General features: G+C 51.7%; 27 protein-coding genes. 24 read left to right on the top strand and 3 right to left on the bottom strand.

Translation table 11 applies throughout. The annotated features are described in order from the left end of the window. The first annotated feature begins 117 nt into the window (after positions 1-117). Both BSZ31_RS15570 and BSZ31_RS15565 read left to right on the top strand, forming a co-directional pair. On the top strand, positions 118-1,797 hold the full coding sequence (locus BSZ31_RS15570) for a GMC family oxidoreductase (protein WP_105029512.1): 1,680 nt from the start codon (positions 118-120) through the stop codon (positions 1,795-1,797). 7 nt (positions 1,798-1,804) lie between these two features. After that, the gene (locus BSZ31_RS15565; RefSeq protein WP_105029511.1) at positions 1,805-2,242 is read left to right on the top strand and encodes a thioesterase family protein; all 438 of its coding nucleotides are present in this window, start codon (positions 1,805-1,807) and stop codon (positions 2,240-2,242) included. On the opposite strand, the gene BSZ31_RS15560 is transcribed toward BSZ31_RS15565, so the two are convergent. After that, on the bottom strand, positions 2,243-3,403 hold the full coding sequence (locus BSZ31_RS15560) for an alkane 1-monooxygenase (RefSeq protein WP_105029510.1): 1,161 nt from the start codon (positions 3,401-3,403) through the stop codon (positions 2,243-2,245). It lies immediately after the preceding gene. Positions 3,404-3,536: 133 nt separating this feature from the next. On the opposite strand from BSZ31_RS15560, the gene BSZ31_RS15555 reads away from it, so the two are divergent. The 6 genes from BSZ31_RS15555 to BSZ31_RS15530 all read left to right on the top strand — a co-directional run bounded on the left by BSZ31_RS15555 (position 3,537) and on the right by BSZ31_RS15530 (position 11,179). Beyond that, positions 3,537-4,571, top strand: a complete 1,035-nt coding sequence (locus BSZ31_RS15555) for an AraC family transcriptional regulator (protein WP_105029509.1) — start codon at positions 3,537-3,539, stop codon at positions 4,569-4,571. A 103-nt stretch (positions 4,572-4,674) separates the two neighbouring features. Next, a complete protein-coding gene (locus BSZ31_RS15550; protein WP_240605732.1) occupies positions 4,675-6,714 on the top strand; it encodes an NADPH-dependent 2,4-dienoyl-CoA reductase in 2,040 nt (679 codons plus the stop codon). After that, positions 6,711-7,739, top strand: coding sequence for an AraC family transcriptional regulator (locus BSZ31_RS15545; RefSeq protein WP_105029507.1), 1,029 nt, complete (start codon positions 6,711-6,713; stop codon positions 7,737-7,739). Before BSZ31_RS15550 ends, BSZ31_RS15545 begins: the two co-directional genes overlap by 4 nt. A 100-nt stretch (positions 7,740-7,839) precedes the next feature. Next, on the top strand, positions 7,840-8,982 hold the full coding sequence (locus BSZ31_RS15540) for an acyl-CoA dehydrogenase family protein (RefSeq protein ID WP_105029913.1): 1,143 nt from the start codon (positions 7,840-7,842) through the stop codon (positions 8,980-8,982). Between the two features lie 23 nt (positions 8,983-9,005). After that, positions 9,006-9,887, top strand: a complete 882-nt coding sequence (locus BSZ31_RS15535) for a MaoC family dehydratase (protein ID WP_105029506.1) — start codon at positions 9,006-9,008, stop codon at positions 9,885-9,887. Next, positions 9,884-11,179, top strand: coding sequence for a thiolase family protein (locus BSZ31_RS15530; RefSeq protein WP_105029505.1), 1,296 nt, complete (start codon positions 9,884-9,886; stop codon positions 11,177-11,179). The genes BSZ31_RS15535 and BSZ31_RS15530 overlap by 4 nt, the downstream gene beginning before the upstream one ends. Positions 11,180-11,221: 42 nt before the next feature. Here the strand turns inward: BSZ31_RS15530 and BSZ31_RS15525 are convergent, their stop codons facing one another. Beyond that, positions 11,222-11,491 carry a hypothetical protein gene (locus BSZ31_RS15525; RefSeq protein ID WP_146106726.1) on the bottom strand — a complete coding sequence of 90 codons (270 nt, stop codon included), beginning with the start codon at positions 11,489-11,491 and terminating at the stop codon, positions 11,222-11,224. Positions 11,492-11,676: 185 nt separating this feature from the next. Between BSZ31_RS15525 and BSZ31_RS15520 the strand changes: the two genes are divergently transcribed. Then, on the top strand, positions 11,677-13,368 hold the full coding sequence (locus tag BSZ31_RS15520; RefSeq protein ID WP_105029503.1) for an AMP-binding protein: 1,692 nt from the start codon (positions 11,677-11,679) through the stop codon (positions 13,366-13,368). A gap of 49 nt (positions 13,369-13,417) precedes the next feature. On the opposite strand, the gene BSZ31_RS15515 is transcribed toward BSZ31_RS15520, so the two are convergent. After that, entirely contained in the window at positions 13,418-14,278 is an 861-nt protein-coding gene (locus BSZ31_RS15515) for a pirin family protein (RefSeq protein ID WP_105029502.1), read from the bottom strand. A 292-nt stretch (positions 14,279-14,570) separates the two neighbouring features. Between BSZ31_RS15515 and BSZ31_RS15510 the strand changes: the two genes are divergently transcribed. The 15 genes from BSZ31_RS15510 (at position 14,571) to BSZ31_RS15440 (ending at position 26,360) form a co-directional block, all read left to right on the top strand. After that, complete coding sequence (locus BSZ31_RS15510) at positions 14,571-15,485, top strand: metal-dependent hydrolase (RefSeq protein WP_105029501.1); 915 nt, start codon at positions 14,571-14,573, stop codon at positions 15,483-15,485. 578 nt (positions 15,486-16,063) lie between these two features. Further along, positions 16,064-16,249 carry a hypothetical protein gene (locus tag BSZ31_RS15505; RefSeq protein WP_105029500.1) on the top strand — a complete coding sequence of 62 codons (186 nt, stop codon included), beginning with the start codon at positions 16,064-16,066 and terminating at the stop codon, positions 16,247-16,249. Continuing rightward, the gene (locus BSZ31_RS15500; protein ID WP_105029499.1) at positions 16,239-17,345 is read left to right on the top strand and encodes an LPO_1073/Vpar_1526 family protein; all 1,107 of its coding nucleotides are present in this window, start codon (positions 16,239-16,241) and stop codon (positions 17,343-17,345) included. The genes BSZ31_RS15505 and BSZ31_RS15500 overlap by 11 nt, the downstream gene beginning before the upstream one ends. Positions 17,346-17,455: 110 nt before the next feature. Beyond that, complete coding sequence (locus BSZ31_RS15495; protein ID WP_105029498.1) at positions 17,456-18,985, top strand: TIR domain-containing protein; 1,530 nt, start codon at positions 17,456-17,458, stop codon at positions 18,983-18,985. Between the two features lie 164 nt (positions 18,986-19,149). After that, positions 19,150-19,941, top strand: coding sequence for a TIR domain-containing protein (locus BSZ31_RS15490; protein ID WP_105029497.1), 792 nt, complete (start codon positions 19,150-19,152; stop codon positions 19,939-19,941). Between the two features lie 149 nt (positions 19,942-20,090). Continuing rightward, positions 20,091-20,552: a hypothetical protein gene (locus BSZ31_RS15485; RefSeq protein WP_105029496.1), complete on the top strand. Its 462-nt coding sequence runs from the start codon at positions 20,091-20,093 to the stop codon at positions 20,550-20,552. A gap of 188 nt (positions 20,553-20,740) precedes the next feature. Next, positions 20,741-21,517, top strand: a complete 777-nt coding sequence (locus BSZ31_RS15480) for a hypothetical protein (RefSeq protein WP_105029495.1) — start codon at positions 20,741-20,743, stop codon at positions 21,515-21,517. Positions 21,518-21,602: 85 nt separating this feature from the next. Next, positions 21,603-21,962 carry a hypothetical protein gene (locus BSZ31_RS15475; RefSeq protein WP_105029494.1) on the top strand — a complete coding sequence of 120 codons (360 nt, stop codon included), beginning with the start codon at positions 21,603-21,605 and terminating at the stop codon, positions 21,960-21,962. Between the two features lie 123 nt (positions 21,963-22,085). After that, positions 22,086-22,331 carry a hypothetical protein gene (locus BSZ31_RS15470; protein WP_105029493.1) on the top strand — a complete coding sequence of 82 codons (246 nt, stop codon included), beginning with the start codon at positions 22,086-22,088 and terminating at the stop codon, positions 22,329-22,331. Between the two features lie 277 nt (positions 22,332-22,608). Next, positions 22,609-23,175 (top strand): hypothetical protein, encoded by a 567-nt coding sequence (locus BSZ31_RS15465; RefSeq protein WP_105029492.1) that lies wholly within the window; start codon positions 22,609-22,611, stop codon positions 23,173-23,175. 101 nt (positions 23,176-23,276) lie between these two features. Next, complete coding sequence (locus tag BSZ31_RS15460) at positions 23,277-23,693, top strand: VOC family protein (protein WP_105029491.1); 417 nt, start codon at positions 23,277-23,279, stop codon at positions 23,691-23,693. Positions 23,694-23,763: 70 nt separating this feature from the next. Beyond that, a complete protein-coding gene (locus BSZ31_RS15455) occupies positions 23,764-24,360 on the top strand; it encodes a PIN domain-containing protein (protein ID WP_105029490.1) in 597 nt (198 codons plus the stop codon). 43 nt (positions 24,361-24,403) lie between these two features. Further along, positions 24,404-24,646, top strand: coding sequence for a VF530 family DNA-binding protein (locus tag BSZ31_RS15450; RefSeq protein ID WP_105029489.1), 243 nt, complete (start codon positions 24,404-24,406; stop codon positions 24,644-24,646). 211 nt (positions 24,647-24,857) lie between these two features. After that, positions 24,858-25,340, top strand: a complete 483-nt coding sequence (locus tag BSZ31_RS15445; RefSeq protein ID WP_105029488.1) for a hypothetical protein — start codon at positions 24,858-24,860, stop codon at positions 25,338-25,340. A 96-nt stretch (positions 25,341-25,436) separates the two neighbouring features. Next, positions 25,437-26,360, top strand: a complete 924-nt coding sequence (locus BSZ31_RS15440) for an NAD-dependent epimerase/dehydratase family protein (protein WP_105029912.1) — start codon at positions 25,437-25,439, stop codon at positions 26,358-26,360. Positions 26,361-26,381: the final 21 nt, after the last annotated feature.

The raw sequence follows: 26,381 nt of genomic DNA, 5'->3' as shown, positions 1-26,381 counted from the left end.
CGGAATTATCAATTTTTTGTGAGCTTTGAGGCGTTTCTTTTTGCCCGGCTTCCTCTATGATCAAGTGAGAAAATCACAAAACCCGATCCAAGCGGGTTTGAAAATCAGGAGGAGCAGATGAAGACAGAACACGACTACATCGTGGTGGGTGGTGGTTCCGGTGGCTGTGCCATGGCAGGTCGCCTCAGCGAAGACTCAGCACTCGATGTATGCCTTCTTGAAGCCGGCGGCGACGGCACCGGCAACCTCATCAATATTCCCAGCGGTGCAGTGGCCATGTTGCCCACCAAAATCAACAACTGGGCCTTTGAAACTACACCGCAGCCTGGCTTGAATGGCCGCAAGGGCTATCAGCCGCGCGGCAAAACCTTGGGCGGTTCATCAGCCATCAATGCCATGGTGTATATCCGTGGCACGGCATCTGATTATGATCGTTGGGCCCATGAAGAAGGTTGCAGCGGCTGGTCTTACAAAGACGTGCTGCCTTATTTCAAACTCAGCGAATGCAACGAGCGTATTCGTGATGCCTACCATGGCAACAGCGGCCCGCTGAACGTGGCTGATTTGCGCTCCGACAATCCCTTTCAGCAAATCTATCTTGAGGCTGGCAAACAGGCAGGCTTCAAAATCAATCACGACTTCAACGGGGCCGATCAGGAAGGCGTAGGCATTTATCAGGTGACCCAAAAAAATGGTGAACGCTGGAGCGCTGCGCGTGCCTATCTGTTTCCGCACTTGCACCGTAAAAACCTCACTGTGCACACCAAGGCCATGGTTCAGCGTGTGCTGTTTGAAGGCAAGCGTGCTGTAGGAGTTGAGGTGTCCATCAACGGTCAGCTGACTGTATTGAAAGCACGCAAGGAAATCGTTTTGACCGCGGGCGCCATTCAAACGCCGCAATTGTTGATGGTTTCTGGCGTGGGCGATTCATCCGAGTTGGCTCGCCACGATATTGATGTGGTTCATCACCTGCCGGGTGTGGGCAAGAACCTGCAGGATCATCCCGACTTTATTTTTGGTTACTCCACGAAAAGCCTGGATACGCTTGGCCTGTCGATTCGCGGCGGCATTCGTTTGTTGCGTGAAATTTTCCGCTACCGCAAACATCGCAGGGGTGCGCTTACCAGCAACTTCGCTGAAGGTGGTGCGTTTCTAAAAACCAGCCCCGAACTGAAAGATCCCAACGTTCAATTGCACTTCGTGGTGGCCATGGTGGATGACCACGCCCGCAAAATGCACATGGGCCACGGTTTTTCCTGCCACGTGTGTTTGTTGCGCCCGCGCAGCCGCGGAAGCCTTACCCTGCAAGGCAACACCATGGACACGCCACCCTTGATTGACATTGGTTTTTTGAAAGACCCGCGCGATCTGGATGAGTTGGTTGAAGGTTTCAAACTGACCCGCAAGATCATGCATGCACCGGCCCTGGCGAAGTTTATCGTGAAAGACAAATTCACCGAGAACGTGCACACCGACGATGAAATTCGTGAAGTGTTGCGCAACCGCGTGGACACTGTTTACCACCCTACTGGCACCTGCAAGATGGGCACCGATTCCATGGCGGTGGTGGATCCGCAACTGCGCGTGCATGGGCTTGAAGGCCTTCGTATTGTGGACGCGTCTGTAATGCCCAGCCTGATTGGCGGCAACACCAACGGCCCTGTCATGATGATGGCTGAAAAAGCGGTGGATCTCATTCGTGGCGTGTCGCGTGTACCCGCACTAGAGCAGGCTGAGCAGAACGCAAGAGCGCGCCAGGAGCACTTGGCGCAGGCGCTTGTTGCACAGCCGGTGTGAGTTTTCAATGAGCAAGCCTTTTGAGTTTCTATTCAGGGTGCGTTATGGCGAATGCGACGCGCAAGGTGTGGTGTTCAATGCCAGGTATGGTGACTACACCGATTTGGCGGTGAATGAATATTTGCGGGCTGCGCTGGGTGGTTATCCGGAACTGGTGCGCCTGGGTTATGAAACCCAGGTGGTGCGTTTGCTCACGGAGTGGAAAGCCCCGGCTCGTTACGATGAGGTGCTGAAAGCCAGCGTGTATCCCAGCCATTTTGGCAATACGAGTTTCACCTTGACTGTTGAGTTTGTGAATAGAGCCACCGGTGCTTTGGTGGCCACTTCACAAGCCACTTATGTGTTGGTCGATGCCAAAGAATTCACCAAGCAAATTATTCCGGCTGAAATAAAAAGCGCCCTGCTAGAGGGCGCTGTGGGCAAGCAGATCAATCAGGCTGGCTGATTACGCCGCCAGCGAATAACGCTGAATCACTCGTGCACGCTTGCGCGGATGAATGTTGATTTTTTGCGCATTCTTGCCTGCTACTTCCAGCAACCTTGGGTTCATGATGGCAAACCACAGGGGTGGTACATAGGCAATCAGGAACATGCCGAAGTATCCCGACGGCAAGCTGGGCAGTTCCGGAAAATCACGCAGCGACTGGTAACTGCGCGCCGGGTTGGCGTGGTGGTCTGAGTGGCGCTGCAACTGAAACACCACCAAGTTGGACACCAAATGATTGCTGTTCCAGGAATGGTGTGGGGCGCAACGCTCGTACTCACCATTGGGCAACTTCTGGCGCATCAGGCCGTAGTGCTCAATGTAGTTGGCACTGGTCAACTGAAATGCACCCCAAAAAGCCACCACGGCCAACACGGGCACCATGGGCAAGCCAAACATGGCGATCAGCGCGGTGTACAACACCAAGGTCATGGCACCGGCTTGCAGCATTTCATTGCCGGCATTCCAGCGGCTTTTGCCTGCGCGTTCCAGGCGTTCACTTTCGAGCCTCCAGGCGCGTTTGAATGCCCCGGGAATTTCACGCAACATGAATTCATAAATGTGCTCACCCATGCGTGAGGTGGCCGGGTCTTCCGGTGTGGCCACATCGCGGTGGTGGCCACGGTTGTGTTCAATTGAGAAGTGGCCATAGCCACCCAACGAGAGGGTGAACAGCGCCAGTGCTTTGTCCAGCTTGCGCTTTTTGTGGCCCATTTCATGACCCAGGTTCAAGCCAAAGCCCAGCAGCGAACCTGTGGTAATGGCCACGGCCAACCAGTGCAGCCAGTGCAAATCGTGCGTGGCCAGAAAAACCACGTTGAACAAAAAACCGAAGGTAATAATGGGCACCAGCAGGTAGGTGATCACGCGGTAGTAAGTGGTGTTCTCCAGTTCGGGCACGGCCTGTTCAGGCGGGTTTTGTTTGTCTTCGCCAAACACAAAATCGAGCACGGGCAAACCCAGATAGAAAAACGCCAGGAACACCCACAGCCACTGCGTGTGGCCGGTGTAGAGGTACATGATCGGGCCGAGCGGCGCGGCAAAGGGCGCAATTACAGAAAGCAGCCACAAGTATTTCTTGGGATCTTTGTATTGGGTTGCGGGCATGGTGTTCGATGTCATTGTTGTGCACCAGGTGGTTCAGGATGGTTTTATCTTAGGCCTGCAAGGCGATGGACAACACCGCACAGGGTGGCATAAGATCGTCATAAAGTGACAAAAACAAAACAACAACAAACACCACGAGACAACACACTTGACCCAATCTCTGTATGAATCAGTCGCAGCCTTAAAGCCTGCATTGCACCCGGTGTACGCGCGTTTGCTGTGCGCCGAGTTGCAGCGTCGCGGCTATTCGCCGGAGCAAATTCTGGAAGGCCTGCCCTTGAACTGGCAGCAGCTTCACGAAAGCAACCAGTTCATGAGTTTTGACCAGATGCGCCAGTTGATTGAGCGTGGCGTGCAACTTAGCCGATGCCCCTGGCTGGGTTTGGAGGTGGGTTTGAGAACACCGGCATCGGCCCACGGCACGCTCGGTGCAGCCATGATTGCCAGCAAGAATTTGCCCAGCGCCATGTTACTGCTGCAGCGCTACGCGGGCTTGCGCCAAAACCTCGCCAATTTGAAGTTTGAACATGAACCCGAGTTTGCCGCGGTGCTTGAAGAATGGGTTGATCTAGGCCCGGTTCGCGAGTACCTGCATTGCCAGTTGCTCGGTGGTTTGGTGCAGTTGCTCACAGCGATGACCGGGCAAGAACTGCCACCGCAACTTCGAATCGAGTGGCCGTTTGAAGCCCCGCCCTGGGTCCATGAATATCAGCGAATTGCGCAACATAACAGCTTTGGGCATGCGCAGTTGCGTGTGGTGTTGGGCAGCACTCTGGTGAACAGCCCCAGCCTGGCTGCCGATGATGAAGCCTTGCAGCGCTTGCTTCGCGATTGTGATTTGCAGTTGCAGCGTCTTCAAGCCGGCGGCACCTTGGCCCAGCGCGTGCGCATGCTGTTGCAGCAAACCGAAGGGCACATGCCCACCTTGCAAAGTATGGCTTCCAGGGAAAACCTGACCGAACGCACCTTCATGCGCCACCTGCAGGCCGAGGGCACCAGCTTTCAGCAATTGTTGGATGAAGTGCGGCAAGAACGCGCCTGCTGGTTGCTGGCACACACCCACACCACCGTTGAAGAAATTGCCCATGCCTTGGGCTACGAAGATGCATCCAATTTCAGCCGAACATTCAAACGCTGGTGCGGCCAAACCCCCAAGGAATACCGGCTGGCACATGCGGCGTGAAAGTGCATGCCACCCCTTAATTTGTTTCTAATTGACGTAATATTTGAATAACTTTGTAATGTTTTATTGATCCAACCATCGAGGTATTGAAATGCCAGCAGTTATGCAAAATCAAGCACATGCCAAGTTACTTGAGCCATTGAACCTGGGTTTCACCACCTTGAAGAACCGCGTCATCATGGGTTCCATGCACACTGGGCTTGAAGAAGAGTCACCAGAAAAACTGGCTGCTTTTTTTGCACGCCGCGCGCAAGGCGACGTGGGCTTGATGATCACAGGTGGTTTTGCCACTTCTGAAACTGCCGTGCTGTGGCCAGGTGCTGGCCGCATGACCAGCGAGCAAGATGCAATTCGTCACCGCACCGTGACCGATGCCGTGCATGCTGCGGGAGGCAAAATTGCCATTCAATTGCTGCACGCAGGTCGCCAGGCCTACAACGTGAACATGGTGTCGGCCTCCGCCAAACAGTCCCCAATTTTTCCATTCACACCCCGTGAATTGACCCCCGCTGAAATTGAGCAGGAAATTGATGGCTTTGCCAATGCCGCGGCCTACGCAAAAATGGCCGGTTACGATGGTGTGGAAGTGATGGGTTCCGAGGGTTATTTGCTCAACCAGTTCCTGACCGAGCGCGGCAATGAACGCACCGACGAATGGGGTGGCACTTTCGAAAAACGCATGCGCTTCCCGCTGGAAGTGGTGCGCCGCATTCGCGCCAAAGTGGGTGCGGAATTTATTATTGTGTACCGCATGTCCATGCTTGACCTTGTGCCCGATGGTCAAAGCCTTGAAGAAACCCTGCTGCTGGCCCGCGAGCTGGAAAAAGCAGGCGTCACCATTCTGAATACAGGCATTGGCTGGCACGAAGCAAAAATTCCAACCATTGCCACGCAGGTGCCACGCGGCGCATTCACGTGGGCCACGCGCAAAATCAAGGAAGTGGTGTCCATTCCAGTGGCAGCTTCGAACCGCTTGAATATGCCGGGCGACGCGGAGCGGGTTTTGCAAAACGGTGATGCAGACATGATCGCCATGGCCCGCCCGTTTTTGGCCGACCCCGACTGGGTGTTGAAAACCAAAGAAGGCCGGGTGGATGAAATCAACACCTGTATTGGTTGCAACCAGGCTTGCCTTGACCACACCTTTGGCGGCAAGCGTTGCAGCTGTTTGGTGAACCCACAGGCTTGCCATGAAACGGAACTGATCTTTGTCAAAACCACCACGAAGAAAAAAGTGGCGGTGGTGGGGGCAGGCCCTGCCGGCATGTCGTTCTCGCTGACGGCTGCACAGCGCGGCCACGCAGTGACCCTGTTTGATGAAGCAAAGGAAATCGGCGGGCAATTCAACATTGCCAAGCAAGTGCCCGGCAAGGAAGAATTCCACGAGACCATTCGTTACTTCAGCACCATGTTGAACAAGGAAGGCGTGAAGCTGCAACTGGGCAAGCGGGTTAGTGCTGATGATTTGAAAGATTTTGATGAAGTGGTGCTGGCCACGGGCATTATTCCCAATGTGCCCAGCCTGCCGGGTGTTGATCACCCCAAGGTGATGGGTTATCTCGATGTGTTGAAGCACGGCAAGCCGGTGGGCCAGCGAGTGGCCATTGTCGGCGGTGGCGGCATTGGAGTGGATACGGCTGAGTTTCTTACGCATCACGAAAATGAGCATGGTGTTGCACAATCACCTTCCACCAGCATTGAAGACTTCTGCGAATTCTGGGGCATTGACCGAGAGCAGAATGCGCGTGGTGGCATTGCAGGCGTCAAGGCCAACCCTGAAAAAGCGGCGCGCCAAATCACTATTCTTCAACGCAAGCCCAAGAAAATTGCGGGCCCTGGCAAAACCACGGGCTGGATTCACCGCGCTGCGCTGGAAGCCAAAGGCGTGCGTTTGTTGTCGGGTGTGGAGTACATTGGCGTTGAGGATGCAGGCTTGCGCATTCGCACACCCGATGGTGCCGAGCATTTGCTGGAAGTCGACAATGTGATTGTGTGTGCAGGCCAACACCCCAACCGTGAACTGGAAGAATCCGTTCGCGCCTTGGGCAAAACTGTGCACATCATTGGTGGGGCATTCAAGGCCGCCGAGCTGGATGCCAAAGAAGCGATCAACCAAGGTGCCCGCCTGGCCGCAACCGTGTGATTGCTCAAGACCTCAACAACAAGGTCGTATTTCCAACGGCCTACACGCGCACGCTGGCGCGCGAGCAGGGGCTGGACCACAAAGGCCAGCTTCTGCTGCTGAAAGGCACACGCCTTACACCGGCTGATCTGCTCGAGTTGAACAAGTACATTGATGCTGAAACACAAGCCATCATTGTGCGCAACGCACTGCAACTCAGCGGCAACCCGGCCTTGGGTTTGCGTTGGGGGGCGAATTTGCACCTTGCTGCGCACGGGCCCTTGGGTACTTTGATTGCCTCATCGCCTACCTTGGGCCATGCCTGGAAAGCGACTGAAAAGTTTCATGACATACGCGGCGGTTTTGCCCGCATGGAAGGCCACATTGCCAGCGATCACTTTGCAGTGATCATCAACATGGGCATCGCACTGGACGAAGTGGGGCGCTTTTTCTGTGAAGCCGTGCTGGCCACCATGGTCAACCACCTCGGCATGATCATTGGCAATTCCAAACCTGCTTTGCGAGTGGAGCTGGCGTATTCTGCCCCATCGTATGCTGACCAGTATCCGCAGTTTCTCCATGCACCGTGCCTGTTTGGCAAAGCTAAAACAAAAATTGTGATTCCCCATGGCTTGGCGCTAATGCAAAACCCCATGGCCGATCCTGAAACCCATGCCATGGCTTTGGCCCGCTGCGAGCAGTTGTTGCTGGAACAAAGGCGACCCAGTAACTGGGCGGCCAGAGTGACCGAACTGTTGCGCAGCAACCCTGGGCAAATATGGACTTGTGAGCAAGTGGCAAGCCATTTTCATTTGTCATCCCGAACCTTGATGCGTTACCTGCGCGATGAACACACCAGTTACCAAACCCTGCGCGATTCTGAGCTGGCTCGGCAGGCCAAATTCAGCTTGCTCGTCAGCAACAACACGGTTGAATCTGTGGCGCTCAGCCTGGGTTATCAGGAAGTATCCAACTTCAGGCGTGCCTTCAAGCGCTGGTTTGGCATGTCGCCCCAGGCGTTTATTGCGCAAAGCAGGGTAAATTAAGACACTCTGTCGCTATTTACCCCCATTCTGTCCAGCTTTGCCCTAGGCCAAATTGAATGTGTGCAACAAGATGAATGCACCAGTTCAATTTGAGGCCAGAATGTTCACCCTTTATTTCAATGAAACCCACGAGGAAGCGCGCCGCAACATTCGCCGCTTTGTTGAACGTCATGTCACGCCTCACATTAATGAGTGGGAAGAGGCGGGCACCTTCCCCCTCGAAATTTACAAACTGGCTGGCGAGGCTGGCATCCTTGGTATTGGCTATCCCGAAGAATTCGGTGGCAATTCAGAAGGTGATTACTTCATGAGCCTGGTCGCCACCGAAGAACTGCTGCGTGCAGGCTCCGGTGGCTTTTTCTCCAGCCTGATGTCGCATGGCATTGCACTTCCGCCCATTGCCAAGTGGGCCAGCGCCGAGATGAAAGCGCGCATTGTTCCTGAAGTGTTGAGTGGCGAGAAAATCATCGCCCTGGCAGTGACCGAGCCCGGTGGTGGTTCGGATGTGGCCAACCTGAAAACCCGCGCGGTGGATTGTGGCGACCATTACAAAGTGTCTGGTTCTAAAACCTATATTACATCGGGTATCCGCGCTGACTATTACACCGTGGCTGTGCGCACCGGCGGTGATGGCTATGGCGGCATCAGCATGCTGTTGATGGAAAAAGGCATGCCCGGTTTTACCACAGGCCAGCCATTGAAAAAAATGGGTTGGTGGTGCAGCGACACTGCCGAGCTGTTTTTCGACAATGTGGTGGTGCCCAAATCCAATTTGATCGGCATTGAAAACGGTGGCTTCATGATGATCATGACCAACTTTGAAGCAGAACGTTTGGGCCTTGCCTGCTACGCGAATACCTTGTCGGAACTGGCATTCAACGAGGCCTTGAACTACGCCAAAAACCGCAGCACTTTTGGTAAGCCTTTAAGCAAACACCAGGTGATTCGCCACAAACTGGCCGACATGGCAACCCAATTGGAAGCCAGCCGCGAATTCACCTACCGGGTGGCTGCCCGCATGCAGGCGGGCAAGCCTGCCTTAAAAGAGGTGTCGATGGCCAAAAACTTTGCCACCAAAACTTCCGACTTTATTACCTATGAAGCTGTGCAAATTTTTGGTGGCATGGGCTATATGCGCGAAAGTTTGGTGGAACGTTTGTATCGCGACAATCGAATTGCATCCATCGGCGGTGGCACTTATGAAATCATGAATGAAATTATCGGCAAGCAGTTGGGCTTGTAAAAAAGAAAAGGACTACACACACCATGTTGGCAGACTATCCATTGAAATACCTTGCCTTGCACTGGCCCAACATTCGGTCCATGGGCTGGGCGGCCATTCGCAATGCAACCCCTATCACCCGGCCCGGCACTTTGCCGGAGTTGCCAGTTCACCACAGCATGCACGTGCCTGCACTGAACAATGAATTGCTGGATCAATATGTGGCTTGGACAGGCGCACCCGCCAATCGCTACAGCACGGAAATGCCTGCGCACTTTTGTAGCCATTGGGCCATGCCCATGTTGGCCAAGCTGGGCAGCCTTGCCCCCTACAATTTGCTGTCGCTGTTAAACCAGGGTTTGCGCATGCAAATTCACAAGCCACTGAATCGTGGCGAAGCGATTGCCCTGCGCGGCAGTTTGATGGATGTGAGCGACGATGGCGACAAAGTGCGCATTCACACCCGCGTGCAGGCCAGCAACCCCAAGGGCGAACTGGCCATCGTCATCGACAGTTACTCCACCGTGCCCCGTGCAAAACCTGCTGGCAAAAGCAAACCTGCCAAGCGCGAAGAATATGATTTCAACATCGCAGGCCATTGGGATGCCGAGGAGGAAGACGGCCTGGCCTTTGCCATGTTGACCGGCGACTTCAATCCCATACACACCATCAAGGCCGTGGGCAAACGCACGCGTTTCAAAAGCTGTATTTTGCATGGCTTCGGGCAACTGGCCCGCACTTGGGAAGTGTTACACAACGCAGGGTATTCAGTGGCCGATCTCGATGTGCGCTGGATCAAACCACTGCCATTGCCCAATTCGGGCATGAAGGTGCAAACCAGCACAACGAAGGACGCTGAAGGTTACACCCAACTTCGCCTGGCCGCAGCAGACGGCACCTTGCACATGGTGGGTCGTTTCAAATGAAGTCCATTCGCAAAGCAGTCATTGTGGATGGCGTGCGCACCCCCTTTCTTGATTCGGGTGGTGCCTATTCCCAGCTCATGACCTATGAGCTGGGCGGCAAAGCCATTGCGGGTTTGGTGAGTAAAACCGGCCTGGATGCGAACCGCGTGAACATGGTAACCATGGGCACTGTGTTGCATGAAATTGAAACTTCCAACGTGGCGCGTGAAAGCATGTTGAGCGCTGGCTTGCCGGCCACCATTCCAGCTTATACCACCTCCATGGCTGGTTTGTCGGCCAGTGTGGGCTTTGCCAATTTGTGCGACATGATTGCCTTGGGTCGAATTGATGTGGGCATCGCAGCGGGTGTGGAAAGTTTTTCCGACATTCCCATTCGTTACTCGCAAAAAATTCGGCGCGCGGCCATGAAGGTTCGGCAAGATTCATCTGCAAAAAACATACTCAAAAACCTGGCCAACCTTCGCCCGGCTGACTTGAAACCCGAGATGCCCACCGGCACCGATTTCACCACCCGCAAAACCATGGGTGTGTGCGCCGAACAAATGGTGCAAAAGTTCAAGGTAAGCCGAGAGGATTGCGATGCATTCACCGCGCGCAGCCACCAGCTGGCCATTGAGGCACTGAACCAAGGTCACTTCGACGGCACCATCATTCCGGTACAAGTGCCAGGTGTTAAACAGCCCATTACACGAGACAACACACCGCGCAAGGACAGTAATGTCCAGAAGTTGTCGACCATGCGAACCATTTTCCGCAAAGACGGGGTGATTACCGCCGCAGGCTCCTCCCGTTTCACGGACGGTTCAGCCGCCTTGCTGGTAACAAGCCGGGAAGCCGCAGCTGAACTGGGTTTACAGCCCTTGGCCGAGGTGGTGGATTATCAACTGGCCGCAGTAAAAAGCCTGGAAGAAGAAATGTTGCTGGGGCCAGCGGTGTCCATTCCAGCCTTGTTGGCCCGAAACAAGTTGAGCATGACCGACATTGACGTGTGGGAACTTCATGAAGCTTTTGCAGCCCAAGTGCTGGTGAACATTGCCTGCATGCAGCGACGTGAATTTGCAGATGAGTACTACCAAGGCAAAGTGCCTGGCGAACTGCCGATCGAGAAGCTCAATACCTGGGGTGGCTCACTTTCACTGGGCAATCCGTTTGCAGCCACAGGCATTCGTTTGCTAACCACCGCAGCCCGCAGGTTACAGGTGGAGAACAAGCGCTATGCCGTGGTGTCCAGTTGTGCAGGTGGCGGCCTGGGTGCCGCAATACTGCTGGAAAACAAGGAGGCTTTGAACTAGTGCCGAACTAATGCCGGATTAGTACCTGAGCGCTGGCGAGAATCAATCGTCATCGTCATCGTCGTCATCATCGTAGCGGTCGTCCCAATCGTCGTCGTCATCGTCGTCATCACGGTCGCGAAAGCGTTTGCCATAGCGGTAGTCGTCTCTGCCTCGATGATCGTAGTAATCATCGTATCCAAAGGCTGCATACGCTGATGGAATCAGGATGTTGATGTCGATGCGGGGCTCCCGGTATTTGTCCCCGGCCTGGGCCAATTGGGAAAATGCGAGCGTGGTGCCCAGTGCGATGATTGAAACAAGCGTTTTCATTGAGAACTCCAGATGAAAATAGGCTGTGCGAAGTTTTCGTGCCAATGTCATGCAATAACTCGCATGAAGGGGCACAGGTTGACAAATTGAATATGAATTTTTAATGAAGCGGCCCACCGGGCTGATATTCTTGTATCAACTTATAAAACAGTAGTTAGAACAGAAATAATTCCGGAGACAAACACATGAGTGCAGCGCAGTACGAGAAATTCGAAACCCTGCTGGATTGCCTGGACCATTGGGCAGCCACCCAACCCAACAAGGTTTATTTCACCCAGCCTTTTTCAACTGAAAAAACCGTGGACTACACCTGGGGCCAAGTGGCCGACCAGGTGAACAGAATGGCTGCGTACTTGCAATCGCTCAACCTGCCCGAGAAAACCCACATCGGCATTCTGGGTAAAAACAGTGCGCACTGGATCATGGCCGACCTCGCCATTTGGCGGGCAGGGCATGTGTCCATTCCCTTGTACCCCACACTGAATGCTGAAACCGCTGAATATGTGCTGGACAACAGCGATTCGAAAATGATCTTCATCGGCAAGATGGACGAGTTGTGGCGCGTGGTTGAAAAGGGCATTCCCACCAGCATGCCCACCATTACTTTGCCCTTGGCGCCCCAGTTGGCCCACGCCAAGAAATGGGACGACATTGTGGCTGCCACCGCGCCCACGCAACAACCCGTGAAGCGCAGCAAAGATGAAATGGCCACCATGCTGTACACATCCGGCAGTACCGGCAAACCCAAGGGCGTGATGATCTCGTTCAACGCCATGATCAGCGCACTGCGCGGCACCTCGAAAGTGATGACCTTCAGCAACAACGATCGAATGATTTCCTACCTGCCGCTGGCCCATGCCGCCGAGCGCGCCATTCTGGAAACCGGTTCGCTGTTCTATGGCTTCCATGTGTACTTCTCGTTCGGGCTCGACAGCTTCATACAAGACCTGCAACGCGCACGGCCCACTTTGTTTTTCTCGGTGCCGCGTTTGTGGACCAAGTTTTACAACGGTATTTGCGGAAAAATTCCGCTGGGTGTGCAGCAAGTTGTTTTCCGAATTCCGATTCTTTCCGGTTTGTTCAAAAAGTTTTTGCTGAAAAAACTGGGCTTGTCTGAAGTTCGAATGGCGCTCAGTGGCTCGGCACCTTTGGCCCCTGCGCTAATGTCCTGGTACCGCAACCTGGGCCTTGATTTGCTCGAAGGCTACGCCATGAGCGAAAACTTTGCCTACTCGCACTGCAGTCTGCCCGGCAAGGTGCGTGTGGGCTACGTGGGCAACACCTACCCCGGCGTGGAATGCAAAATTTCCGAAGTGGGCGAGGTGCTGGTAAAAAGCCCATGCAACATGATGGGCTATTACAAAAACCCCGAGCTGACTGCGCAGTCGTATACCGAAGACGGCTTTTTGAAAACAGGTGACATGGGTGTGATCGACGCCCAAGGCCGTTTGAAAATTACCGGCCGCGTGAAAGAATTGTTCAAAACCAGCAAGGGCAAATACATTGCACCTGTGCCCATTGAAAACCGCTTGAACGGTCATGAATTGATTGAAGCTGTGTGCGTTACAGGCCCTTCGTTTTCACAACCCTTCGCCTTGGTCATGTTACCCCTTGAAGAACACAAACAAGTGGAGCAAAACCCATCCGAGGCCGCACGGGTTGAAAGTGAAATGACCGAGTTGCTGAACCATGTGAATGGACAGCTTGAAGCGCATGAGAAGTTAAGTTGCATTGTGGTGGTGAAAGACCTGTGGACCATGGAAAACGGCTTCCTGACCCCCACCATGAAAATCAAGCGCAATGTGATTGAGGAAAATTACCTTCCCAAGGCAGAGGCCTGGGTGAAAATGAAAAAACCAGTGGTGATTGAGCAGTAAGCGCTAATGAAGCAGCAAATAAAAAAGCCCGGATTTCTCCGGGCTTTTTTTACGCCAGTGTTCCTTCGCGGAAATCCTGCAGGGCCTGTCGAATTTCCTGTTCGGTGTTCATCACAAACGGGCCGTATTGCGCAATGGGCTCATTCAGCGGCTTGCCTGCAATCAACAAGGCTTTTGCATCCGCGCTGGCTTCTATCACTAAGCCATCGCCTTCGTTCTTCAAAATCGCCATGCGTTTGTCGCCAATGCGCTGCCCAGCAACGGTTACTTCGCCTCGGTAAACAAATACCACCGCATTGTGTTGCGCAGGCAGTTCCTGTACAAAACGCGAACCCGCAGGCAAGTGCAAATCAAGGTACAAAGGCTGCGTGCCTTCGCGGCTTACCGCACCTTCCACGCCATGGCTGTTGCCTGCAATCACGGTTACCGCAACACCATCGGCGGTTTTAAACTGGGGCAGGTCGTTGTTCTTGAAATCGCGATACCAAGGCGTGCACATTTTGTCTTTCGCGGGCAGGTTCAACCACAGCTGAAAACCTTCCATCACGCCTTCTTCCTGCTGGGGAATTTCACTGTGAAACACACCGCGGCCAGCCGTCATCCACTGCACGCCGCCGTTTTCCAGCAAGCCTTTGTTGCCCTTGCTGTCTTCGTGCAGCATGCGCCCGGCAATCATGTACGTGATGGTTTCAAACCCGCGGTGCGGGTGGTTCGGAAAGCCCGCAATGTAATCGTTGGGGTTGTCGCTGCCAAAGTTGTCCAGCATCAGAAATGGGTCTAGCCTGCGCTGCAGGTTTTGTGTAATCACACGGGTCAGCTTCACCCCAGCGCCATCGCTGGTGGCTTGGCCCACCACAATGTGTTCCACGGTGCGCGGCTGTTGTACAGAAATTGGTTTTGGCGCGTTCATAAATACCTCTGAATGAACTGGTTAATACTTCGATTTTACCGCACACCACAAGGTGCAGAAGGCTTTGCGGAACAAACACTTCCAGTCAATGAGTTTGGTTTTATATTGCACTGCAAAATAATTTATGCAATTGAATCAATGGGTTGCCATGTTTCAAAAAACAAACGCTCGTTTGAAATTTAGAGTGTTTTTCTAACGTTTACAGTTGTTAATGACGAAAATGATTGATACATTGAGCAATGTAATCGTTAGTACCAAAGTATAAAAATAGCTGCAACCAAAGGAGTACACCATGAAAGTCATTCCAGTGCGCCGTGACGTCAAAATCAACCTCGACGAGTCCCGCATCAACAACTGGCACGAAGCCGGTGAGCACGTCACCCATTTCTTCAACGCACTGTCGGTGTTGTTTCCCGCAGGCGAGCGTTTGTTCATGGACTCCGTGCGCGCCTACAAAGACCAGGTGACCGACCCCGAACTGAAACAAGCCATCACCGCATTCATCGGCCAGGAAGCGCTGCACAGCCGCGAGCACGAGGAATACAACGAGATGATGGACCGCAGTGGTGTGCCCGCTTTGAAGCTGGACAAAATGCTGTGGAAATTGCTGGGTGGTTTGCAAAAAGGCCTGGGCAAAAAATTGTCGCTGGCTGGCACCATTGCGCTGGAACATTACACCGCCATCATGGCCGACGCTGTGTTGAAAGATCCAAAAGTTACCGGTGAGAAATCGGACGAAGGTTTCAAGCAGATGTGGCAGTGGCACGCGTACGAAGAAACCGAGCACAAAGCAGTGGCCTACGACGTGTGGAACACCGTGATTCCCGACAACGTCTACAACCGCTTCATTCGCCGCTTTGGCATGGTGCTGGCCACTGTTATTTTCTGGCCCGTCATTATGTACTTCCATGCACGCTTGGTATTCGCCGACCCCAACACCAAGGGCAAGCACCTGCAAGGCTACAAAGCCGTTGCCAAAATGTTGCTGGGCAAGGAAGGCATTTTCCGCAACGCCATGAGCGACTTCTTCGACTACTTCCGCGCCGACTTCCACCCCTGGGACCATGACAACAGCCACTTCATGAAAGAGATCGACGCTTTCGTGGAGAAGGTTAACCAAGCCATGCGCAACCCCAACCCCGAAGTGAAAAAAGCAGTACGTGCACGCATGAGCAAAGCAGTAACCAAGGCACCAGTGACCGCATAAAAACAATAATTTTTTCTTCCTGAAAACCGGACCATTCGTAGCGGGGTGGTCCGGTTTTTTTATTTCCGCGAGTTTTTTAGTTCAGTGATACCGCCCTTCAAATGAGGGGTGGTGTGTTTTGCTGTTTGGCGGAGAGTAAAGCTGAGTGCGGTTTCTGGCTGTTGATTATTTTTTAAGCAGTGGGGTGAGGGGAGTGGATTGCTTGCTGTTGTATGACAATTAATTTAGTTTATGTACTAATTAAATTACATGCCTTACAAAAGCAGGCTTTGGTGTTGGCCTGCGGTAGCTATGGTGGGTCACTTTCATTCTCAAACCATAAAAGAGAGCATTTATGGCACTTAAACCTGGACCAAAGCCGATAGCAAAATCAACAGGGAAGCCGGATCAGCGTCGTCGTGATAACAAAACCACACCAGGGAATACATCATCCCTAAAACCTAGCAAGCCCCAAAGAAAACTAAATGACAGGCGGCTCTCTGGTTTGCCCTTCTAACTTGGCAGTCAAGCGGACTAGCGTAAAATGCTGCGCAGGCCAATCACTTTCGCGTTATACGTCGTACTCAGAGAGCGCTCACATGGAATGGATCGTTGAAAATAAAGAGTGGCTATTTAGTGGAGTCGCCATTGCAATACCACTTGCAATAATTGGTTGGTTGTTTTCTGGCCGAGGAAGCAAGCAAGTTCAAAACGGTGGGGATAGATCAACAAATATACAAGTCGGTAGAGATTTGAAAATTGGTGACAATAAGAATGATAAATAGCCAGAGCCAAAAAGGCGGAGATGGCTCCACCAATCTTCAAGCGCAACAAATGGTGGTGCATGTTGGCATTGATGAAAAACGAGCAAGAGAGATATATCAGGAAATGAATTTGCAATTGAGAAAGGACTACTCTCAAGAAGCCCTAAATATTGCAAATTCTAGGGTTATAGAGTTTGAGAATAGGCTAATGCCTAAAATGGCTCAGGTTGAAGGTGCTTTGGAAGCGTTTGCCGATCCTAGTTTTCAGCTGCTTCTCGTTGAAGCGCAAAAGACAGCGGCTGCTACCGAAAGGGCAGCAGATTATGATCTCCTGTCTGAATTACTTATTCATAGATTTCAGAAGGGTGCAAATCGCATTGCACGAGCAGGCATTAGCCTTGCAGTGGAAATTGTAGATAAAGTTTCTGATGAAGCACTATTGGGTTTGACCGCATCGCATGCGGTAAGCAGTTTTTTTCCCTTAAGCGGCGATATTAACCAAGGGCTCGATATTTTAAATGACTTATTTGGAAAAATTTTCTACAGAGAACTTCCGGGAGGGCAGGATTGGCTTGACCACTTGGACATATTGGATGCAATTCGTTTAACTCCATTTGGGAGCCTGAAAAAATTAGGGCAGTATTACCCTGAAATTCTGCCAGGTTACGTTGACGTTGGCATTGCCAAAAAATCAGAGAATCACGATAAGGCTATCGAAATACTTAAGAGCCACAACCTGCCTGCCAGTATGCTTGTTGAACATACCCTTAACAATGAGTTCTGCAGGCTTGTTGTTCGCAGCACGAAGAGCATTGATGATATTTCCTTGGTGCATCAAATATTTCATGAAGGTAGATTCATCTCTGTACAAAAAGAGCTCTCTGAAGAACAGAAACAAGCAATCAAATCGATATATGAGCTTTACTCTAAAGACGGCAATGTTAGAAGCAATAATATAAATTTATTCATGAGCGAATGGGATAAAAGGCCGAATCTAAGAACTCTTAGGGAGTGGTGGGATAGTATTCCCACCAGTTTTACCATCACATCTGTGGGAAAGGTACTGGCTCATTCTAATGCTCAGAGGTGTGATAAAAGTTTGCCACCTATAGACTAAGCTGATGATTAGGAAACGTAGAACCTTACGCTCAACTGGACCTGCGCGAAAAGCCGTGCAGGCCGGTTAGCTTCACGTTAGATATACACTTAAGGTATTAGGAGAGACAGATGCCTCGCATCGACGAAGTCTTTAAGAAATCTGGAGTTCCAACTCATACTTTCGTTGAGCCAGATGAATACGATCGAGTTCGCGTAGCGATTCAAACGCCAGGCCGAGGCGTCATCATTGAGGGCCCATCTGGAATTGGGAAGACATCCTGCATTAAGAGAGCACTAGATGAAACTGGGCTTGCTGAGTCATGCTTATTTTTGTCCGGCCGAAAGCAAGGAGACATACCACTCATCAACGAGTTGCCCACCATGAGGAGTATTGGGGTTGTAATCATTGACGACTTTCATCGCTTACCCCCCGCCTCAAAACAAAAGATCACGGACTTCGCCAAAACGCTTGCGGACGAAGAGGACACGACAAGCAAGATCATTTTAATTGGCATCAACCGCGCAGGCCAAACTCTGGTTGAATATGCGCCAGACCTTCTTCACCGCGTGGAAACCATCCGGGTTGGCAGAACGAGTGTTGAGCGAATAAGGCAACTCATTGAGTTGGGAGAGCGCGCCTTAAATTGCAGCATTTCAATTTCTAGAGAAATATCCGAGGAGGCAGAAGGAAGCTTTGCGATGGCACAAGTTTTGTGCCACGAGGTATGCCTCCAAGGAAAGTTGCTAGAAACTCGTGTCGCCCCTGAGCCAGAAAAAATTGGCATGAGCCTACCCGCAATTAGGGAGGCAGTGCTTGCAGACCTTGGCCCAAGATTCTTCCCCATTGCGAGAGAGTTCTCCACAGGCAACAAGCTACGCAGAGAAGGTCGTGCTCCATACCTCCACCTTCTGCTTTGGTTGTCACAAACGCAAGAAGGAGCACTCGACACAAAGGAGGCCATGGCCGCAAACCCCGATCTTAAAGGAAGCGTGTCGCAGGTGATAGAAAAGGGCCACTTGAACAACCTCATTGCCAATTCCAAAACGATCTCGGAGTTGATCCATTTTGAAGCAAAGACAGACTTATTAACAACCGAAGATCCAAAATTTCTTTACTTCATTAGGAACATCATTTGGTCAAAATTCGCAAGACAAGTCGGTTACTTCAGCATTGACTTTAATAGTAGATACGATTTCGCCCTCTCCTTTGCCGGCGAAGATCGCTCTGTAGCAGAATCACTCGCGCACGAACTCACCATCCGTGAAATAAGCGTCTTCTACGACAAAAATGAACAACACAGAATACTCGCCAACGATGTCGAGGAGTATCTCGCACCCATATATCGAAGCGAATCCAAGTTCGTGATAGCTCTGCTCAGCAAGCATTACCCCAAGAAGATATGGACCAAATTTGAATCCGAGCAATTCAAGCAGAGATTCGGGGACGGCGCAGTAATTCCAATTTGGTATACAGATACTACGCCCGGACTTTTCGACGAAAGTAGACGGGTAGGCGGCTTATCCTTTGACCCAAGCAAAGAAATTGTCGAACAATTGGCAGACATCGTCGAAGCCTTGTGCAAGAAACTTGAAGAAATGCGCCAAGTAGAGGCCAAAAATTCCGAACAGCAATCTTTGTTCCTTGCATCCGGGGCCTAGCCTCGCAATTCACCAGTGATGTCTAACAGTAGGTTGAACTCGGACGCCAACACTGGCCATGCCTTCGGCATTTTCATGGCCAGTGTCGTTACACTTCGCGCTACGCGCTCCGTCGCCGGTTAACCTAGGCGTTAGACCTCACAACCCACGCACAGTCACTCAACATGCAAAAAGCCAAGACGTTCCGCGAAACACGCTTCCCCGTGGAAGTACTGCGCGAGCTCGTGAACCAGTTCGTCAACATTGCCACCTCACTGAAGGTTGAGTGGAAACCAAACGGCCTTACCGTGGACCATCCGGACGCTCAATGGTCCTACGACGACGTCGACGAGTTTCTCGCCGACTATCGTGTTCAGTCCGGCAACGCCATTCTTGATCTGCGAGCCACAGGACTTGCGCTGCACGTTCAGGTATACGAGCGATACGTGTACGCATCCCTGGACGCGCCAACTCGCGCCGCCATTGAAAAGGTGTTTTCGGTTCTTGAAGCAGCAGCGCCGAAGTACCAGCTTCCGACCGAAGAACCCGGCGAGAAACGAGAACTCCCGGTGGTCTTTATCGGGCATGGTAGAAGCCGCGCATGGCGGGATCTAAAGGATCACCTTCAAGATCAGCATGGCATCCAGGTCGTCGCGTATGAGACCGGGGCGCGAGCGGGGCACACGATCCGTGACATTCTAGAAGATCTAGTCAAGACAAGTACGTTCGCCCTGCTCGTTCTAACCGCTGAGGATGAACAGGCTGATGGCGCGGTTCGAGCAAGGCAAAACGTAATCCATGAGACTGGTCTTTTTCAGGGTGCGCTAGGCTTCTCTCGGGCCATCATGCTTTTAGAGCAGGGTGTAGAGAACTTCTCCAACGTAGATGGCATTCAGCAGATTCGATTCGCCGCGGGGAGCATCCGCGAGACCTTCGGTGATGTGCTAGCGACACTACGGCGGGAGTTCCCGAGGTGAGGCCAACTCCTCGCTCGAGCGGACCTCCACCGGCAGGGCCCCGCAAGCCGTGCGCGGGAGTATACGTCTTGCGGCGCCCTACCGGTGTGCGCGGGTCAACTCCGACGTTAGGCTTTTTTGAATAAGCGCAAACACCTCATCGAGGAAATATGATTGATCTTTGGGTAGTTCTAGGAGCGGTCGGTTCAATTGCATCATTGATCGGCTTGTTGCTTCCACCACAGAGCAAGAGCCAACGGCTCATGCATGCTGCATACGGGTTGGCGATTGCATTGTTTGCATCGGCTGCAGTCTGGTACTGGCAGGCGAATCAGCGTTTCCACAAAGTTGAGCAAGCAGCATCCAGATTGCTCTCCGACTTCGAATACAACTATTCAACTGAAGGAATTGTTCAAGCCTCGTTAGCCTTCTTGGAAAAGAACAAAGATCTTTATCCCGACTCATATGTTAGAGCGCAAGAAATTTGCAAGCAAAACAACTGCCTTGGCCCGAAGTACACAAAAGAGTCCGCGAACGGTGTTGATCATGAATACAATCAACGCAATGTTGCCTCTGCGCTGCAGGGACTGATCAAAGGGATCAGCGCTCTAGAGAGTTACCCTCAGAAATAGTGATGTCAGACCATATGCAGTACGAGCTCAGACCAAGTGATGCAGTAGTTCTCGCAAATATCACTTGCCTAACTGGGCATTCAACGCGGACGCCAACACTAGCCATGGCTTCGCCATTTTTATGGCAATTGTTGGTACCCTCCGCACTTCGTGCTCCGGCACCGGTTAACTAGGGCGTTAGGCATTACATGCAGAATTTCGATCCGTACGATGCCTTAGTACCTGTATTCCTCAGAACGCAAGCACCCAACCGAGTCGCTCAGCTTGGCACTGCAGTTTTCGTCGAGCTGCACGGTGAACCATTTCTGTACACGGCTGCCCATGTCACAGATGACCACAAGACCGGTGAACTCCTAGTTCCTACGGCTACTGGTCTAGAGCCAATCGATGGCTACATGGCGTTCATCGATCTTCCGCCCGAGGTACGGAGAGGAACAGATCGTATCGACATTGCTTACTACCGACTCAGCTCGAAGTTTGCTACCGACCTTTGCGGCCACTTCAGACCAGTTCCCCAGACACGCTGCGAGCTGATCAAGAGTTCCCTGGAGCTCACTGTGTGCTCAGTTTCTGGTTATCCAGCGACCAAATCTGGAAAAACTGCAGACGGAGCTCATCGCTCTGAGATCTTTTCGTTTCGCGGCGTAGCTGCGCAACAGCACGTATATGACTCGCTGGAGTTGTCATCAGACCTCAACATCGTGATTCACTTCAACAAGAAGCAAGCCGTCGATCCCGAGAAGTTTGAGAAAACCTCAACACCAAGCCTCAAGGGTATAAGCGGCGGCGGAATCTTCGCGTGGCCAAAAGGTGAGGAACTCTCAGATGACTGGAATCTGCCAAAGCTTGTAGGGCTCATGCACAGCTTTCGAGAAAGAGATGGACTGATTATTGGCACTACTCTGCTCCCTGTACTTGCGGCCGTTCAGCTCGGCAAAATGAAAAGATTCGGTGGCATTCGGTGACTCAACGAGTGATGCCTAACTTTTCCATCGAGAGGACGCTGCCCGGCAAGCCGGTCAGCGCCTCTCATTTCAAACGTTAAACCTCATGAATGCAGCGTATATCGACGAAATGGTTTCCAAGTCGCTGGCCGGTGAGCGAAGCGTGTACGTCGGCCACGTTCCTGACCCCGAGTGTTATATTCAGTCCATTCGCCAGCGCTTTTTGGATAAACGGATAGAACCCGCTCTCCGGACAGTGATAGTTGAACACCACATCGTCCACTTAGTGGATTTGCCGGCCGGAACGCACATGGTGTACTTCGTCACTGAAGATAATCCGCTCAGCGTCTTTTATGATCCTTCCAGCGAATCCTTTGGTGCCGCGTGGGGCCCTGACGAAAGCACGGGTCAGTACCTTGATCTTGGTTTTAGATCCGACGACGTTCTCGATATTGCGGCGGCGTAGGAATAGTGAGGCGAAGAATGGGGTTTAACAGATTGCTCGACACGGAAACGCAACTGCAGTAATTGGCTTCGTCGCCTGTGTTGCATTCCGGTCAGATCCAACGTTAGCCCTTAGGGAGTTTGTATGCGTACGCTTCGAGATATTGCATTGGAAATCACGTCCGACTGGAAGAAAATCAATAATGCTGGCGCCGTAGAAGCGCTGAAGCACATGAAGCAAATGGGCTTGATCACTCAACCTTATGGTGCAGATCCAAATGGCTACTCTGTTATTGGATCTTTTTTGGCGCACTCTATCGGTTGGCGCGGAGACGCAGCGCGACGCGTGAAAAAAGAACTTAGAGAAATGTGCGGCCACCCGCGCCCTTAAGAAATGAGTGGCTTTGTTCGTTGCTTTCGGGCTAACTTTTCGATCAAGCGGGACTGCGGAATCGGTGTGGTTTCTCACGTTAGTCTAATTCGCGCCGCAGCCCCTTATCTCCAACGTTAAGGCACTGTTCGGCATCAATGAATATTTTGAAGGGAGTTAACTGGTCATTGCATCAGATTGTTAGGGGGCATGGCTCTTCCACGATTCAAATATCAGTGCTTGCTATATAGTAGTTTGGTGACTTACTTCCTCTAACCCCAGTCAGATGATATTGAACATGAAAAAGCCACTTACAACCGGAATTTTTCTCGTCGCGTTCACCATTTCTTTTTCTGCAACAGCCGATGGCGGGTTGGATAATTTGAAAGGCGACTGGCAAAGTTACCGACAGACTGGCAAAAAACTCCCCGACGGTTCACCCGAGTCTCTTTGGCACATGCAGGTGGCTACTGTTAGTGGAGATCAGATGATATTGAATGTTCCACACGAAGGAAGCCTTGAGCAGCGGTATCAAGCCGGAGACATTATTGCTAAGGACATTCGATTTCTAGGCACCCGCGATATTCCTGCCCGTCCCACTCACGGCTTTTCCGCTCAAACCGTTTACAGATACTCCGCTCAATGCAACTTACGCAGAGCACCTCAGTACGTTCCAGGCACCACACAGATGTCTCGATATGAGGCCTACTGGGGGCCTTGCGAAATCAATTACAACGACGACCTTGATCGCAAAGAAAAGAGATTATCCTTCACGCCCAATAACTCTATGAACGTGATGCGAGTTGAAAAAATTCCTTCTGGCGCGATCGGATTAAACGGCAAGTGGAGTGCCAGCAAAAAATAATTAACAGGTGCAATTAGCATCGCGTTGAAGTGCCCGCATTGGTTGTAATGGAGAAGTTGTTCGTCCACCTGATCTGCCCTAGAGTTTCCTGCCACTAGCTTATGCGTCCACACATCAGCCTCATAACCCTGGCCGTCGAAGATCTGCAACGTGCTGTCGCATTCTATCGTGATGGTCTTGGGTTACCCACAAATGGCATCATGGGCACTGAGTTCGAGATCGGTGCTGTGGCTTTCTTCGATCTTCAACCCAACCTGAAACTCGCAGTGTGGCCGCGCACAAGTCTAGCCGCCGACACAGGCTTACCATTTACCGGTGGTGGCACAGGCAGCTTTAGTCTTGCCCACAATGTTGCTTCTCAAGACGAGGTTGATGATGTTATGCAGCAAGCACGCAAAGCTGGTGCAACAATCGTGAAGCCCACAGGCGCAACTTTTTGGGGTGGTTATGCGGGTTACTTTCAAGATCCCGACGGTCACCTTTGGGAAGTTGCATTCAATCCAGAAATGACCGTTTAATTGAGGTCGATCAGCCTATAGAACTAGCCTGCCGACTTATAAAGACCAAAGCCCAAAACGAGGATTTCAATTGCGAACAAACTATGTCCTTATCGATTACGAAAACGTGCAGCCAGAAGCAATGGCGGTGCTCAGCAAAGAGCACTTCAAAGTGATCGTATTCGTCGGTGCCAATCAGGCCAAAGTCACCTTCGAGGTGGCATCAGCACTTCAGCAAATGGGTGAGCGTGCCGAGTACATCAAGATTTCTGGCAATGGCTCCAACGCGCTCGACTTTCACATTGCCTACTACATCGGCTTGTTGGCCAGCAAAGAGCCCGAGGCATACTTCCACATTGTTTCCAAAGACACCGGCTTCGACCCGCTGATCAATCACCTCAAGGGCAAAAAGATCCTCGCCTGTCGTTCCAAAGATGTCACTGACATTCCGATTGTCAAGGCGTCAAACTCCAAATCACCCAGCGAGAAAATTGCTGTAATCATCGCTGATTTAAAGCGTAGGGGAGCATCCAAGCCACGCGCCGTCAAGACGCTCACGAGCACCATCAGCAACATGTTTCAAAAGCAACTATCCGATGAAGAGCTTCAGTCATTGCTGCTAGAGTTACAGACGAAAGGGATAGTCAATATTGCGGGTACCAAGGTTTCGTATGAATTGCCTGCTTGACACTTCTTATAAAGAGCAATCGCTTCAAGGATAAAAGCCCAGCATGAATACCGAGCAATCCAAAAACCCCATGCATGGAGTTACCCTGGAGGTTGTTGTCACGAAGCTTGTTGAGCACTACGGTTGGTATGAGCTCGCCAATAGGATCAAAATCAATTGTTTCAAGAACGATCCTTCCGTTAAATCCAGCCTGAAGTTTCTACGAAAAACGCCGTGGGCCAGAGAGCAGGTGGAGCAACTTTACCTCGCTACATTTGCGGCACAAACTGAATCACGAAAAAGTTAAGTCTTCTTGCCGCGCGGTGTAATCACACCAAGCAATCACCACCCCGCAATTTGTAACCCCCCATTACTTCTCTTTAAGGTGCCTCTTTAAATTCGTTTAAATGGCACCGCATGGCAGTTATCCCCAACCAAATCAATAATGTTCAAGTTCAATTTGGCTTGAACGTTCACAACAGCGTGAGCAATAACCCATCCGTTTTATGGGTCGATCAATGAACAAGATTCAAAAAATAATGATGAGCAGCGCTTTGGTATTGTTCGTAAATTCAAGCTGGGCAACTGAGGTGGAAGAACCAACTCTCTTGAACAACCTAGCGTACGGGCAGTTGATCGAACTCAATCAATACAGCCCTGGCCAACAGAAGAGCCTGATATTACGCCTGTTTGCAACGCCAGCTCGCAATGAAACTTGTGGACTTGAAACTGGTACCACTTGTAAAAATAATCACCTGGTCACTGTTGCCACTTTCGATGAACTACCGGAAGTTCAAGTACACACACTGCAAGCGAGAGGGGAGTTCGTGAAGGCCGATTGGGTTGTGCCCAAAACACCTGAAACAGCAGTAGACCAAGCCGAGTTGCTTCTGACATTTCGCGAATACAATCGGTTTGCCACCCGAGCCAATCCAAATCTTCCCGAGAAATTGTTTCAGGTCAAATTGAAAATTTCTCAGCAAGGTATCGACGAAAACTGAGCAAGCACCCGCCAAAGTGTTATGTTTGCGTACTATTCGGCACTCAGTTGCGGTAACGCACTGGTGGTGTCAGGCCAAACAAATCTGGAGAAGGGTATGCAAACTGTGTTGGGTGCCAACGGGCAAATTGGCCAGGAGCTGGCACGGTGCCTGAAGCGCGATTTTATTGACCAAATTCGCCTGGTGAGCCGCACCCCGCAGCAAGTCAACGGCACGGATGAGTTAATGCCCGCCAACCTGTTGAGCGCAGAGCAAACATCAAAGGCAGTTGCAGGTTCTGAGGTGGTGTACCTCACAGTGGGTCTGCCCATGAACACGCAAATGTGGATAGACCAGTGGCCGGTGATGATGAGCAATGTGATTGCCGCCTGCGAGCAGCACAAGGCAAAGCTGGTTTTTTTCGACAACACCTACATGTACCCGCAAACCAGCGAAGTACAAACCGAGACTTGCCGTTTTGAACCCCACGGCTTGAAGGGCATGGTGAGGGCAGAAATCGCCAACGACTTGTTGGAAGCCATGAAACAAGGCAAGGTGGAGGCATTGATATGCCGGGCACCAGAATTTTATGGACCAGGCCTTACGCAAAGTATCACGAATTCCACCATCATTGAGCCCCTAAAAGCAGGAAAAAAAGCCAAGGTGTTTTTGCGTGACGATGTGCTGCGCACGCTCATTTACACGCCCGACGCGAGCCGGGCCATGGCATTGCTGGGCAATACTCCAGATGCATTCGGGCAAACCTGGCACCTGCCCTGCGATGACAACCGCTTAACCTACCGCGAGTTTGTACAATTGGCCGCTAAAACTTTTAGTGCAAAGCCTGACTACTCGATTCTCAAAAAATGGCAACTTGTTCTGGCAGGGCTTTTCAGTCAGCGTATTTGTGACGCCACTGAATTGCTACCCCGATACGCGGTGGACAATATTTTTGATTCAAGCAAATTCAAACAGAGATTTCCAGAGTTTGCGGTGACGCCGATAGCACAGGGTTTAGCGTCGATCGCAGGGGAGAAGTAAGCCAAATGGTCTCCATGAAAT

Origin of the sequence: Limnobacter sp. SAORIC-690 (genome assembly GCF_002954425.1) — a bacterium.
Lineage (GTDB): Bacteria > Pseudomonadota > Gammaproteobacteria > Burkholderiales > Burkholderiaceae_B > Limnobacter > Limnobacter profundi.
This window is presented reverse-complemented; position numbering and strand designations above follow the sequence as displayed.